We start from the raw sequence: 15,214 nt of genomic DNA on the forward strand, positions 1-15,214 counted from the left end.
TTAAGCTGTCGTTGACTCTTGTTCGCGAACCGCGTATTCGAAGCTCGGAATCACGACCGTGAACGTCGACCCTTGATGTTGGACCGACTCGACATGAATCTGTCCGGCGTGACCGCGCACGATCTCTTGACAGATCGGAAGACCGAGTCCGGTTCCGCCGATTTCTCGGCTGTCGGAATTATCGACCCGATAGAACTTGTCGAAGAGACGGTCGAGCGCGTCGCTCGGAATACCGATACCTTGGTCCTTCACTTTAATCGACACCGATTGATCGTGGTGGGCCAATTCGACGGTGATTTTTCCGCCGCGCGGTGAATACTTCACGGCGTTCGAGAGCAAGTTGCTCATCAACTGCTTGAACTTTTGACAGTCGGCGAACAGTTCATACGGACGGTCATCGGCCGTGATGAGTTCAAACTTATGCTTCAGCGAAGAAGCCTCATAGAACGTCATCATGTCGCGGATGACCGGCTCGATATCGAGCTGTTCGCGGTCGTACATCTGACTGCCGGCTTCCATCCGTTGCACGTCGAGGAAATCGTTGACGAGATGCGTCAGGCGCTCCGTCTCGGCGTGAATCGTCTGCAAGTACTTCGCTTGCTTCTCGTTCGGCAACTGCTTCTTGACCATGAGTTCGGTGAACCCGTAGATCGACGAGAGCGGTGTCCGCAACTCGTGGGAGATCGTCGAGATGAATTCGCTCTTCAAGCGTTCCGCCTCGGTCTCGCTCGTGATGTCACGGAAGACGAGCAACGTCCCTTTCGACAACCCGCCGACGACGATGCGTTCCGCATACATCTGCAAGTTCATCTCGCCTTTACGGATCGAGAAGCTGACGCTGTCATGCGGGAAGTCGTCGGTGAAGAGGCGATCGGTATACTTCAAGAAATCATCTTCTTGGTCGACTGTCGTCGAAATCGTCTCTCGCCATTCGTTCCACGACAGTTCCGCGAGTTCTCTCGACGTGATGTCGTCAAGCTCAGGGAACATCTCATAGAGCGGACGGTTGACGAAGACGTCATCGGTCGAATGTTCGACGTAAATGACCGCCTCGCGAATTGAATCGAGGATCCGTTCCGTCTTCCCTTTCTCACGGGTCATCTCTTCAAACAGACGCATCCGGAGAAGCGAGAGCGACAACTGACGAGCGAACGACATGATGTCACCCATCTGTGTCTGCGTAAAGCGATCTTTATAGCGGACGAGATAGATGAACGCGATGATCGAGTCATCTGTCGGGTCATGGACCGGTACAGCCGTCTCATACATATAGTATGGGTACGGGAGCGGGTGGTCGCTTGCGACTTGTTTCGACGAATGGACTGTCGTCCGAAGCGTCATCGCCCGCGTCAAGACTGAGTTCTCGCTGTCGAGCAACTGACGCGTGAGCGTCTCGTTCAATCCGTGGCTTGTGATTGAGAACGAGCCTGTCGCATCGACAAATACGAGGGCGCCGACTTCGGAGTCGGTGATGGCGACCAGTTTCTCGATAATCTCTGGGTAAGCCGTCAACGAATCGCGGGCCGCGAGCGTCTCGGTCAACTCGTTGCGGTAAGCCAAGTGTTGCTCGTTCTGTTGTGTCTGCTCCAAGATTTCTTCGAGTTCTTGCTGTTGCGCTTGAAGTTCTTCTTGTTGCGCAATCAACTCTTCTTGTTGCGCCTGTAATTCGTGGTTCTTTTCAATCAAGTGACGTTCATTGTCACGAAGCGTCTCGGCCATCTTGTTGAACGATCGTGACATGATCCCGATTTCGTCTTCACGTTCCATCTGATCACTCAAATCGACGATCTCGCCTTTCAACAACCGGTCAGATGCGACCGAGAGACGTGAAATCAAACGCGTTTGACGGCGCAAGAATGGTTGGATGAACAACAAGATCAATGCCGCGAACGACAAGATGCTCGCGATCCACAAGAATTGAAGAATATCATTGTTTAACTTCCAAGCGTCGTACACTTTTTGTTTCTCGCTATCCATCAATGATTTATAATCTTCTAACGCCGTCTCGATCTGTTGGATTGGGCCGAGTGTATCGATGCCGCGTTCTGGACTGTACGGGACGACGCCCTGCTCAATCAAGCGCTGGGCGGTCGGTAAGCCTAATACGGTCTCCGGGTCGATCGTCGTCTCGGTGATTTCACCGTCAGCACGCAACTGTCCATATTCCGTCGTCACCGGAAGGATGACGCCAAAATAGAAGTCGTGGAATTCTTGCAAGTCGTCTGCGAAAATTTCACCTTGCTTCGTTTGGACGACGCTCTTGAACCAGTTGATTTCTTGCTGGAACTCGTTCTCTTTCGACTGAGCCCGTTCAAGCGACTCGGTGTCTCCGAACAAGAGATAACCGCGCGAATCATACTGGACGCCTTGCCACTCATCCCACAGCGTGTTCAACCGCTCAATCCGTTCATCAACGTCTTCAAGCCGTTGTTCGTTTTCAGCAACTCGCTCTTGCATGTACGTGTACATAATCATCGATCCGACCAGCGCGAGCGCGAGGAAGGAATAGAGAACGACCATAAGGTCGCGACCGAGTTTTTGTTTAAACCATCTGTTCAATTCACGATTCCTCCTATAATCTTCACCAACTCAAGTGGACTGAACGGCTTAGATATAAAGTAGTCGACGCCAATCTCGTTCGCGCAATCACGATCAGATTGTTGGCTCTTCGCCGTGAGCATCATCACTTTTGTATGTTGACGTCCCGGTAGTTTCCGAACTTTCTCGATGACCTCAAGACCGGTCATGCCTGGCATCATATGGTCGACAATCACGAGGTCATACTCGTTCTGTTCGATTAGCCGGTAGGCTTCAAGGCCGTCTGGCGCTTCATCAATGTCATATCCTTCATCTTCTAATGTATCTAAAACAAGCATCCGTAATACTTCTTCATCTTCTGCTAGTAAAATTTTTACCATGACGATTCCTCCATTTTTTATCCCATTCCATTATTTTAACGGATTCAGTTCGTAATCACAAAAAATAAGGGTGTACGGTGTATAACCGTACCCCTTTTTCTTCACAACGTCTACATTATAATACAACAATTTCCTGTAATTCGAGCGAATAAATGAGCATCTGCCCGACCGTGATCCCCCAAATCGCCTCGATGGCCTCGCGATAGAGCGATAATTGGACATGATAACGGTCGCGCAACATTTGTTTCGCCGCTTCACGGGATTCGCTCGAAAAGAGCACGGAGTCCGATTTATAGTCGAGAAGCACGTATGTCTCGCCGTCATGGAACAGGCAATCGATAATCCCTTGAATCAGCACATGTTCGTCAGTGAACGTCCCGCTCGGATTGACCCGTTCGGCCGGAACCGTGTACGTGAACGGCAACTCGCGCCAGCCTGTCCCGGTTTGAAGCGCTGCCGTTAATGCGCGCCCCGTGTCTGAAGCAAAGAACGCCTCGATTTCAGGGATGGCAAGCCTTGCCGTCTCGGCCTCGACCGGGCTGAGCATGCCGTCGGCTTCCCAGCGATCAATTTGTAAGGCGAGCGGTTCAGACGGGTCGATCAATTGAAAGACAAGGTGTAACGTCGTACCCCGCTCGGCTCCCGTCTGTTTCGATTGTTTCCACTTCGGCTCTCGGTACGGGGTGTCACTCGCCCGGTACGTCTCTTCAAACGCCGCCTGCTCGAGTTGGAGCGCGCGTTTCAGCTCCGTGACCGTTTGCTTGGCAGCCGTCTCGGTCGCGGCTTGGCCCGGATATTCATAAGTGAACGCCCGGCGGACAAAGTCTGTGACGTTCGCCTCGTCTTTGACCGGAAAGTCGATCGCCTCGAACTGTTTAACGTGATGGAGCTGCGCCATCATCTCTTGGAGCGTGGCGACTTCCGCCAAGTCCTCTTCGCCGATGATACGGTACGTCCACGGGGTCGCTTCCGATTGGGGTGCGACGATTGGCAACCCTTGCTCTTCTAAAAACGGGGCCGCCCCTTCGAGTTTTAGGAGCGCCGGAGCGACCCAATCGAGATACGTCTTCGCCTCACGACGCGCATCGGCCGATAAAGTCGTCCCGGTTTGCTCGACGTGCAACCATTGCCCGATCTGTTTCCCAGGCTCTTTGACCGTCCCGACCAAAATCAGTTTTTCTTTCGCGCGCGTGAGCGCGACATACAAGACGCGCATCTCTTCGGCTTTCATCGTCGCATCGAGATCGCGGCGAATCATCTCTTTGACGAACGTCTCCGTCTTCGTGCGCGTGACGACGTCAATCGCGTCGAGGGAAATTCCGTAACGTTTATGGAAGATGACGCGCTGCATTTGATCGCGCTTGTTGAACTGCTTCCCTAGCTGAGCGACGATTGTGACCGGGAATTCCAGTCCTTTCGACTTATGGACAGTCATGATCCGGACGACGTTTTCTTCTTCACCGAGTGAACGCGCCTCGGACAAGTCCTCACCGTTATCCTGAAGCCGATCCATCACGCGGAGGAAACGATACAAGCCGCGGTAACCACTCCGCTCATACGACAACGCCCGGTCATAGAGCGCCTTCAAGTTTTCTTGGCGCCCTTTCCCGCCCGGCAGTCCGCCGGCAAAATCATAAAATCCTGTGTCGTTGAACACTTGTTGAATCAATTCTGACAAGCTGTGGTTGCGAGCGAACGTGCGCCACGCTGACAACGCGTCGAGGACATCGCCACACTTCAGACCGAGATCGTCCTCATCATCTGCTTTCGCTTTGAGCGCCTCAAAGAACGACTCTTCCGACTCAAGGCGGATTTTCGCCAACTCTTGGTCGCTGAACCCGAACATCGGCGAGCGAAGCGCCCCGGCGAGCGGGATGTCTTGGAGTGGGTTGTCGATCAGTTTCAACACCGCGAGCATCATCCGAATCTCCGTCGCTTGGAAGTATCCCCCGTCCGAATCGGTGTAGGCCGGGATGTTGTACTGTGTCAAAATATCCATCAACTGTTCGACCCGCTCTTTCTTTGAACGGACCAAGATGACGATGTCACGATATTCACACGACCGGAGCAAACCTGTCGCTTCATCGGTCACTTTGAACGGTTCCTCGCCCGAGACGAGCTCTAAAATCCGGGTCGCGATGGCCCGGCCTTCGAGTTCTTGTTTCGACAAGTCGCGGCTCTCCCCGTTGACGAGAATGAGTTCAGGACTCGCCTCGAGCGCCTCATAGTCACGCCCCGGGACGAGACGTGCCGCCTCATCGTATTCGATTTCGCTCACTTCCTCGTCCATCAACCGGACGAACAAGTCGTTAATGCCGTGAAGTACCTCGGCTCGGCTTCTGAAGTTTTGGGACAAGTCGATCCGTTGTCCCGACCCATGCTGTTTGAAGCGCGTCGCCTTCTCGATGAACAAGCGTGGTTCGGCATGACGGAACCGGTAAATCGACTGCTTGATATCGCCGACCATAAACAGATTTCCGACATGCTCGACTTCATTGCTGACAAGCCCGATGATCGTCTCTTGAATCTCGTTCGTGTCCTGATACTCATCGATCAATACTTCGGCGAAACGTTGCTTGTAAAGCGAAGCGACCGAAGATGGTCCTCCCTCGTCTCGTAAAATGGCGAGCGCATAATGCTCGAGGTCGCTGAAGTCGACAAAAGCACGGTCCCGCTTCGCCTGTTCATAGGCGGCACCGAACGTCCGAACGGTCTTAACGAGCGTCTCGACGAGCGGACGTTGTGTCATCAACACGTCCAAATAATCGGCCCCACTCGTGCTCGCTTGGGCGATGGCTTCACTTAACTTCTTCTTCGCCTGATCGTACGCCGGCTTCAATACCGTGTGATAGACGTGATGTTCTTCTTTCTTTTGAACGGATTTCATCGTCCCGAACTTGACGGCGCGGGAAGCCGTCTCGAGCTCGCTCCACTTGAACGAGTCCGGATCGAGATTCGCAAATGGTAAAATCGCCTGTTGCACGTTCTCAGATTGCGCCTCATAACCAGCGAGGCGAAGTTCGATGGCGACGCGACGGAGCTGACGCAATGCTTTTTCGATGTCTACCCAAAGCAGGCGCCCGAATTCAATCAACAGTTGTTCCTCGTCAGGATCCCCATCGAACTGATACAACGACACAAGTTCGTCCAAGTACGCTTCCGGGTCTGGTAGCGTCCGTGCATAGTGATAGAGGCCGAGAATCAATTCCTCGATCTCACTGTCGCCCCGGTCCGACGTATAAGCGTCAATCAAAGCGAAGAAAGCTTGGTCTTGTTGACCGTACGCCTCCTCGAGCACATCTTCGAGCACATCGTCCTGCAAGAGCACCAAGTCCCGTTCCTCGGCGATTTTGAACGCCGGGTCGAGGTCGAGCAAATAATAATTCTCCCGAATCACTTCGAGACAGAACGAGTGAATCGTCGTGATGAGTGCCCGGTTGAGCATTTGGCGTTGCTTTCGAATATATGCGTTCTCGGGATCGTCACGGAGTGCCCCGTCGAGTGCTTTGGCGATTCGACGTTTCATCTCGGCCGCCGCCGCATTCGTGAATGTGACCACGAGCATGCGGTCCGCCGTCAATTCGTCCGTCTCATCCAAGAGACGGCTCGCGAGCCGTTCCACGAGGACGGCCGTCTTGCCGGAACCGGCTGCCGCCGAGACGAGCACGTGGGATCCTCTGGCATCGATGGCCGCTTGTTGGTCATTCGTCCACTTCATCGACGTCACCTCCTAATCTTGACAAGACGTCATCTTTTTCTAATTTCTTCAATTGCCGTGGCTCATTAGACAGCGCCTCATCAAAGTGACAGACACTTTGGAACGGGCACGTCTGGCAGGGCCGTCGTTCTTTATATTCATATGGCTCGACTCCGATTTCACCGTCATACATCGCCTCGGCGCTCGCCTCCGCCAAATTAAGGGCATGGTCCATCAATTGCTCGAGCTGCGGCGGGGAGACGACTTTTTTCGTCGTATTCGCATCGATCGTCCCGTCTTTCTTGTACTTGACCGGGATGACGATTGATTTTTTCTGATCGAGTTTCGCCGTCCGGTCCATCGCCTCTAAAATGGCCGGATCGTCGACGAGCAACCCTTGCATCTGATACGACTCGAGCACCTTCCGCTCGGTGTCCGTGTCCGTCTCGCCCGGTGCGACGAGCGGCCGGTGGACGTGGAAATAAAGCGCCGCTGCTGGGGCGACATTCTCTTGCGTCCACGCGTTCGCCTGCTCGATCAGCACTTTCAAGTAGATGAGCATCTGCATGGCGAGCCCGTAATAGATTTCGGCGAAGTCGATTTCTCGTTTGCTCGACTTATAGTCGACAATCCGGACGTAAAGCTGATCATGGACCGAGGCCGTGTCGACGCGGTCGATGCGACCGACAAGTTCACACGTCGCCCCGTTACTGAGCGTGAACGACACGGGCGGGAAATTGCCGCTGCCGAAGGCGAGTTCGAAAGCGACGGGGTCGAATCCGTCCCGTTTCGATTGCTCGATCAATACTTCCGCCGTCTTGCTGACGACATCGGTCAATTTCTTCTTCAAATAGCCATACCGGTTCGAACTCATCAAAATCGCATTTTGAATTTCCGGCGTGACGAGTTCGACGGCCGCCTCGGCGAGTGACGAACACTCGTCGCGGCTCACATCCCGCCATTCTTTCCCGTCCATTTTCACGGTCTGGGACATATGCTCGATCGTGCGATGGTACAAGTTTCCGATATCCGGCGCTTCTAACCGATACAGGCGACGTTCTTTTAAACGGAGCCCATAGCTCGCAAAGTGACGGAACGGACAAGCCTGGAACGTCTCGAGCCGCGAGACGCTCGCTCGAATCGAGTTTGTATAAAGTGACTTGGCGACATCTTCCGGCAACGGTTGTGGCACGTTTTGATAGAAGAGTGCACTCGTCAATAAGCGAATCCGTTCGCGGCCTTCCGGATGTTTCAACAGTTCGTTGTACACCGTGAACCACGTATCTTGAATCGGATAATGCCGGCTGAGTCGTTGCAGTTCGAGCGCTGTCACCGCTGCCGTCTGATTCACGTTCGTGATAAAAGACAGCTGGTCGCTCGGGCGATGTTCCCCGGCTTCCGCGAAATGGGTCGTCACGACTTTCCCGCCACTGAGGCGGGCTTTCAGGTCAGCGATAAAACTCGCCGGTTGAATCGCCTTGCCAGCCCGGTCGACGAGGGCATAGCTGACGAACACACGATGGCTCGGTGCCGTGAGCGCCTTGTATAAATAGTACGTCTCGTCATCAAATAAATGCTCGGTCGCTTTCCCGGCCCGAACGCCGTTGTCATGCATGAAATCAAGGTCCTGGTCGGTTAACAGTTTCGACTGGGTCGCTACGAGCGGGATTTGATCTTCGTTTGCCCCGAGTAAGAAGACGACCTTTTTATCAATCAAGCGGCCCCGGACGTAATCAGTGACCGTCAATTGGTCCAGAGATGGCGGGACGAGCGCGTAACGCAAACTGTCGAGCCCGGTATCCATCATCTGCAGGAACAGTTCGGTCGAGAGCGTCTCATCTGGCGCCGCCGCTTCCAACTGTTCGAGCAAGTGCAACACGGCATCCCACACTTGGGTATGTTCTCTCGCTTCGAGCAATCTTGATTCCTCGAGCGCCTCCTCGCGCCAATAGGCGAGACAAGACGCCACATCAACCCGTTCTAAAAAGGCATAGATGGCGTGCGTGTAAGCTTGCATCGTCTTCGCCGCTTTTAAATCGGCCAACAGCGGGTCGAACGTGTCAACGACGGTTTGGCGGTAACGATTGAGTGCCGTCTCCAAGTCAAGTTCTTCCCCGGTCAGCCGTGCCTCTTCTTCGGCTCGGCGTCGCAAATACCAATCCTCGTGCCAGTGATAATGTTTGATCCCGCGCTCGATGACGAACGCCTCGAGCCGGTCGACCGACGTGCGTCGATGCTCCGCATCGAGCAAAATCAGTTCGGTTTTGAGCGCCCGAAACACCGGTTCTTCCCGATAGCCGCGGATCGCGATGTCAATCGTCGCCTTCAATAATTCGACGACGGGATGATCGAGCATCGGTTGACGCTCATCGAGGAAGAACGGCAACCGCATTTTTTGGAGCGCTTGTGTCGCCAAGTCGCCGTACTCCTCAAGCGAGCGTGACACGAAAGCGATATCGCGATAGCGGAATCCTTCCTCGCGGACAAGCCGCACGACCTCACGGACGGCCGCCTCGACTTCTACCGACCGGTCGACGGCCGCGTTCAACACCACGTTCGAATCAGGACGCGTGTATGGGGCTGCCGTCACTTGCCCGAACGTCGCCTCGAGATAGGCCAGGCTCGGATGTTGGAAGCGCGGAGATCCTGTATGAGGGTGGTCGTTTGACGAGAGACCGCGCTCGGCCAACAACTCTTTGAAACGCATGAGTGTCCGTTGCGTCGGTCCGAACGACGGATGAGGCCGATAGAGCGAATCCGGGTCAATCGTCAACAGCACGTCGAGCGGCGCCTTTTCCGCTAAAGCGACGAGCACGGCCAGCTCCTGTTCCGAAAATTCATTGAACCCATCGACGTAAAACTGCGTCCCGGTCAAATCGATGTCCGGCAACAGTTGTAGCAACACGTTGAAATAGTCTTCCGCGTGGAGCGATTTCCCTTCCGTCATCGTCAAGAAACCCTCGTAAAGAATCGACAAATCTTGGAGTTTGAGTGACCGATGTTGGTCTTGCTCGCTTAAGCGGAGCAACTGCTCGGGATCGACGAGGCCGCGCTTGAGGAGCGTGATCAACTGGTTCAGTTCCTCGTAAAATCCGAACTGGTTCATCGTCCGGCGGAACAACGTCAATCGTTCCTCGTTCATCTCGACGACGCGGCGCAACAGCAAGTGCGTCCCTGTCTGATCTAAAAACTGTTCGGTCGCGACGCCCCGGTCGCGCATCATCAAAAAGGCGAGTCGACGCATCGATAAGACTTGAATCCGGGTCGACCCGTTCAAGCCGTCCGTCATCGCCATCTTCCGTTCCATCTCGAACGACATTTGGTCTGGGACGAGCATATAGATGGTCGGTCCGCTCGGGTCACGCTTCAGCTCTTCGATGACATGTTTCGTCATCCATTCGCTTTTTCCGCTCCCGGAACGCCCGACATGAAAAGTGACCGTCATTTAGGCGAACACCCCTTCCCTTTTTTCTTTATTATGACCCATTCGACCTCGTTTGTAGAGGGAAATCCTTTAACAGCCCGGGAAGAAAATTGACCAGCCCGCTTCAGTCCCCTTTTCCGCAAAAATCGATTAGACTGAACGTATGAGGGGGAAAGAAGATGAGTGCATATGAACAATTTGGAGGCGAACGTGGCGTTCAGCAACTCGTGGACGCTTTTTACGACCTCGTCTACGCCGATCCGATCTTATTGCCGTTGTTCCCGGACGACAAAGACCGGGTCAAAGCGCATCAGTTTGAGTTTTTAACACAACTGCTCGGGGGACCGAAACTGTATACGGAACGTCGCGGTGGCGGCAACTTGGCGATGATCCATCGCGACCACCCGATCTCGGAAACGCACGCCGGCCACTGGCTCGGCTGCATGGAGCAAGCGCTCAAAACAGTCGATGCCCCCGAATCGGTCAAGCAACAACTGTTCCATCGTTTGATCATGTCATCCTCGAACGTCGTCCGCGTCTGCTCCCACCATTTTGAGTAGTCAGCCTTTCGAAAAGCGGGTATGATAAGAAAGTAAGTAAAGGAGGTCGTTTTTCATGACAGAAGAAGAAAAAAAAGAGGCCGTTTCCTCTGAAGAAGAAACGGAAGAAGTAGAACCGACGGCAGTCCTCGCCGACGCCCTCGCAGAGGATGAAGAGGAAGAAGACCAACCCGAAGAAAAGAACATGGACCATATTAAAGGCGTGTTCAACTATCCACATGAGAATGGACGAGAGTACCGCGTCGTCTTCTATAACGATCGCAAAAACCTCGTGTTCCGTGAACTCGGGAACGGGAAAGTCGAATTCGTCGGCCGTTTCACAGACGAGTCGTATGACCAAGAGAACGAAGCAGAGATGCGTGAACTCGGCGAGCAACAGCTCGAACGGATTCTCGCGGATCGCCTCAAATAAAAAAATCGCCCGCGGGCGATTTTTTTATTTGTGCTTGTTTTTGTTTTGTTTTTTCTTACGAAGCGCGTAAATCGCACCCGCAAGTCCTCCGGCGACAGCAATCCCGGCCATGACCGGCACGAGCACTTTTTTCGTCGGAATCATCTCTTTCACCCGTTCATACGGTGTCGGCACCGACAGCTCGAGTTGAACCGCCGACTCGCCGTGACCGTGCGCACGCGCCTGACGAGCCGCATCGGTAATGACGACACGTCCCGTCGTATAACGACGAACACCGTGTTCATCGGTGTACGGGCGACGGACACGTTTGACGCCACGCACGGTGCGCCCACGAGCCGCATCGGGTCGGACTATCCGTTCACTCGTCCACGAGCGACCCCCTGTCGCGCTATAAGCAGGGCGCATCTTGCGCCGATTGATCCATGTGTACGAATCGTTCATGTCTATTCCCTCCAATATACTGAAGTACCTTTTCTTATTATACCCATACAACATCTAGGGAAAACATGAGTTGTCGTGAACGTTCGTTCACAAAACAGAGGATGGCCCGGTTCGGACCACCCTCTGTTTGCCACATTACTCCGTGAACGGCTTATCTCGATGGCGACGTTTCGCCAAAATCAAGTAGTAAGCTGGAACGAGCACGAGCGTCAATACGGTCGAGAAGAGAATTCCTGACACGATTCCGATAGCAAGCGGTCGGAACAGTGGGTCTTCTCCAAGTGCGACCGGCAAGAGTGCCACGACAGCGGTCAACGCCGTCAACAGAATCGGACGAATCCGGGCGCGTCCCGCCTCATAGACGGCGGTCGTGACGGCCATGCCGTCGCGAATTCCTTGCTCGATGAACTCGAACAAGACGACTGCGTTCCGAACGACGATCCCGGCTAGTGAGACGATCCCCATCGAGGCCATGAAACTAAATGGTGTCTGGGTGACGAACAGTCCGACCACAGCACCGGCAATCGCCAAGTAAATCGTGAACAAGACGAGGAGCGGAAGTGACAGTGAATTGAACTGGAACGCGATGATCAAGAAGATCAAGAACAAGACGACGACGAACAACGTAGCAAGTTCAAGGAAGAACTCGTTTTGTGTGTCGCTCGCGCCGGATTGGTCGAACGCGATTCCTTCATCGGTCAATGACGCCTCGGCGTCAGCAAGCACGCGGTCGACGTCTTGTTTGAACGCCTCTTCGTCCATGCCTTCGCTCGCATAAATTTGGAGCGTCACGATCCGTTCCCCGTTCTCACGCGGAATCTGTTGAATCTGTTCTGTCGTCGTCTCAGTGACGAACGTACTGAGCGGTGCGACCGGAGGACCTGCCTCCGTCTGAACTGGGACGAGGATATCGTCTAAGGCGAGCGCCTCACGGTTCGCTTCCGCATCGACGACGATTTTCACATCGCGTTGTTCGACTCCGTCATCAAACGTGCCGATCGGGATGCCGTCCGTGACGAGGCGAATCTGGTCACTGATTGATTTCGCGGTCACACCAGCGGCCGCCATCGCGTCACGATCAAGTTCATACGTGAGCGTCTGGAACGGCTCTTTAATGTTGTCGAGCACGAGTGCACCGTCGATTGCTTCAAGGTCCGCTTTCACGGTATCCCGGGCCGTGACGAGTTGCTCAATCGTTTCACCGCGCATCGTGAACTCGACTGGTGCCGAAGTCGGCGGCCCTTGTTGCTGCGTATCCAAGAAGATTTCAGCATCCGGGTTGTTTTCCCGGATTTGTGTCGTATATTCGTCGATCAATTGAATCGCATCAATCGTCTCGTTGTCGACACGAACGACGATTTGACCCGTGTTTTCACCGGTCTGATCGAGCCCTCCCGTGAAGAGGCTCGGTAGGCCCCCGCCCGCAAAGACAGATGTCTCGACGACACCGTCAATACTTTGGAACTCTTCCTCGATCGCTCGAAGTCTCTGTTCCGTCTCCTCAAGGTCGGTTTGGACCGGCAAGGTGACACTCGTCACGACTTCTGGCCGGTTCGCAGCCGGGAAGAATTCGAACGGCGTCAACAAGATCAAGCCGTACAATGCGGTCGTGATGACGAAACCGACGAGACCGAACGTCCATGGACGCTTCGCGACTTTGGGTAATAACGTATCTGCATAGAAATTACTGAGACGGTTCAGTGGCCCACCTAACCAACCCGGCTCGCGTTTCGATACTTTCACTTGCTTCCGATTCAACCAGTACTGGGCGATCGGCACGAGCGTCAAACTGATGAGCATCGAAGCGAGCACCGACAAGGCCAAGACGGTCGGCAAGGCACGGATAAAGTTCCCGTTCGCTCCCGAGAGGAGTGTCAATGGCAAGAAGGCGAAGACGACGGCGAGCGTCGATGTGACAATCGAGCCCCACACTTCTTTCGTCCCGCGTACGGCACCGCCCATCGCCGTGTCACCTTTTCGGTAACGGCGCAGGATGTTGTCATTGACGACGATGGCGTCATCGACGAGGATCCCGAGCGCAATAATAGCCCCGATGATTGAGATTTGGTTCAAGTCGACTCCGGTGAAACGAAGTGGAATCAACGCGAGCAAGAACGACAATGGAATCGCTAAGCTGACAATCAGCGAGCCTGAGAACGTGAGCCCGATCGTCGTGACGACGATGACCGCAATCATGGCAATGATGAATTCACGAGTGAGGGATGAGAAAATATCATCGACCGCTTTGGCCTGCTCGTAATATGGAACAAGTTCGACACCATTCACGTCCCCGACTTCATCCGCAACGACTTCGTCGACGCGTTCTTGAAGAGTCGGGATATCTTGACCCGGTTCAATCGTGACCGTCAAGGAAACGGCAGGTTGTCCGTCGAGTGAAACGAGGTCCGTGACCGCTTTTTCCGTCTCTTCGACCGTTCCGACGTCTTCAAGGAGGACAGGCGTCCCATCCACTGAGCCGACGACGACTTGGCCCATGTCATTGACGTTCGTCAAACTATCGATCGCCAATTGGTAAATCCCATCTTCAGTCGACTGGCGACCGAGCGGGGTCGTCTTATATTCTTCATTGATCGCCGTCAAGACGTCCGGAAAAGCAAGTTGACGCTCCCCGAGTTCCGCCGAGTCGAGCGAGACGACGAATTCCGTTTCCGGTAGTCCTTTGATCGTCACACCGGTAACCCCATCTGTCCGCAACAGACGTTCCTCCAACCGCTCGATATCTTCACGCACTGTCTGGAGTGTTTGGCGATCACCTGCCGTCAACAAGTAAGAAGCGACCGGCAACTGCCCGATCGAATCATTGACGGTCGGAGCCAGCGCATTTTCTGGCAAGCGAGGCGCAGCGTCTGAGATCGCTTGGCGTACATTCGACTGCAGCTCACTTCGATCGAAGCCGTCTTCATATTCGACGGTGATATTCGAGAACTCGGATGCGGATAATGATGACACATTCTCGATACCATCGAGTCCTCTCAATTCAGTCTCCAAAATATTCGTAACGTTCCGTTCGACCGTCTCTGCGGTCGCGCCAGGATATGGCGTTTGAATCAAGATGATATTGACACTCGTCTCTGGAATTTCACGTTTCGGAAGTTGGAAGAACGTGAGCACTCCGACGACGACTGCGACGAGCAAAAACACGATGACCAGTTTTCCTCGTTCAATCATTTTTTGAAAAAACATGTTGACCCCTCACTTTCAGATAATGTGCAAATACACATATGAACTATTCTTCTTTATCATAGAGGGGTTCACCATTCATTTCAATCTTTAAACACAGTTGAATGTGCTTCAGTGAAAGCGTTTTTGAAACGAATACGATAACTCGATGGACCGTTGCTTTTGCTTATAGACGGTATGATTTGAGACCGGGACCTCGACCGATTCACCCGAATGAAAGATAATCCGACTTCCTTTACCACTCTTCTTAGCATCGAGGACTTGAGAAAAATTGATCCAGGCACATTCGGGACTCTCTTTTGCGATCGTCGGGAAAAAGATCGCATCCGCATGCCAATCCATGATGACAGGTGTCTTCCGGTGCGGGCCGAGTACGTTACGGGCCGCCTCGATTCGTCCTTGAATGCTTGAACCGTAATACAGACAGGCCGATTCAAGTAAATACAGGGGTGATCCCTTCATTCGCGATACACCGTCGGATTGATAGACGAGCGTCTCCGCCTCCCCATACTCATTGAAAACTGGAATCAAAGCTCTTGTTTCATTCGTCAACTGAGTCAT

9 protein-coding genes are annotated in these 15,214 nt (G+C 53.7%); 2 read left to right on the forward strand and 7 right to left on the reverse strand.

Annotation, left to right across the window (positions count from 1 at the left end; translation table 11 throughout):
* The 4 genes from KNP75_RS10625 to addB form a co-directional block, all read right to left on the reverse strand.
* Complete coding sequence (locus tag KNP75_RS10625) at positions 1-2,559, reverse strand: sensor histidine kinase (protein WP_215190345.1); 2,559 nt, start codon at positions 2,557-2,559, stop codon at positions 1-3.
* A complete protein-coding gene (locus tag KNP75_RS10630; protein WP_021066686.1) occupies positions 2,556-2,918 on the reverse strand; it encodes a response regulator in 363 nt (120 codons plus the stop codon). The genes KNP75_RS10625 and KNP75_RS10630 overlap by 4 nt, the downstream gene beginning before the upstream one ends.
* Positions 2,919-3,033: 115 nt before the next feature.
* Positions 3,034-6,636 carry a helicase-exonuclease AddAB subunit AddA gene (addA, locus tag KNP75_RS10635; RefSeq protein ID WP_215190346.1) on the reverse strand — a complete coding sequence of 1,201 codons (3,603 nt, stop codon included), beginning with the start codon at positions 6,634-6,636 and terminating at the stop codon, positions 3,034-3,036.
* Entirely contained in the window at positions 6,620-10,060 is a 3,441-nt protein-coding gene (addB, locus tag KNP75_RS10640) for a helicase-exonuclease AddAB subunit AddB (RefSeq protein WP_215190347.1), read from the reverse strand. Before addB ends, addA begins: the two co-directional genes overlap by 17 nt.
* 158 nt (positions 10,061-10,218) lie before the next feature.
* Between addB and KNP75_RS10645 the strand changes: the two genes are divergently transcribed.
* Complete coding sequence (locus KNP75_RS10645) at positions 10,219-10,599, forward strand: truncated hemoglobin (protein ID WP_138859867.1); 381 nt, start codon at positions 10,219-10,221, stop codon at positions 10,597-10,599.
* Between the two features lie 55 nt (positions 10,600-10,654).
* Positions 10,655-11,011: a hypothetical protein gene (locus tag KNP75_RS10650; RefSeq protein WP_034776562.1), complete on the forward strand. Its 357-nt coding sequence runs from the start codon at positions 10,655-10,657 to the stop codon at positions 11,009-11,011.
* Positions 11,012-11,035: 24 nt separating this feature from the next.
* Here KNP75_RS10650 and KNP75_RS10655 read toward each other — a convergent pair whose 3' ends face one another.
* The 3 genes from KNP75_RS10655 to KNP75_RS10665 form a co-directional block, all read right to left on the reverse strand.
* Entirely contained in the window at positions 11,036-11,452 is a 417-nt protein-coding gene (locus tag KNP75_RS10655) for a hypothetical protein (protein WP_034776560.1), read from the reverse strand.
* Positions 11,453-11,587: 135 nt separating this feature from the next.
* A complete protein-coding gene (locus KNP75_RS10660; protein WP_215190348.1) occupies positions 11,588-14,656 on the reverse strand; it encodes an efflux RND transporter permease subunit in 3,069 nt (1,022 codons plus the stop codon).
* 108 nt (positions 14,657-14,764) lie between these two features.
* Positions 14,765-15,214: a competence protein ComK gene (locus KNP75_RS10665; RefSeq protein ID WP_251128235.1), complete on the reverse strand. Its 450-nt coding sequence runs from the start codon at positions 15,212-15,214 to the stop codon at positions 14,765-14,767.

Origin of the sequence: Exiguobacterium sp. s6, from assembly GCF_018618155.1 — a bacterium.
GTDB lineage: Bacteria > Bacillota > Bacilli > Exiguobacteriales > Exiguobacteriaceae > Exiguobacterium > Exiguobacterium mexicanum_A.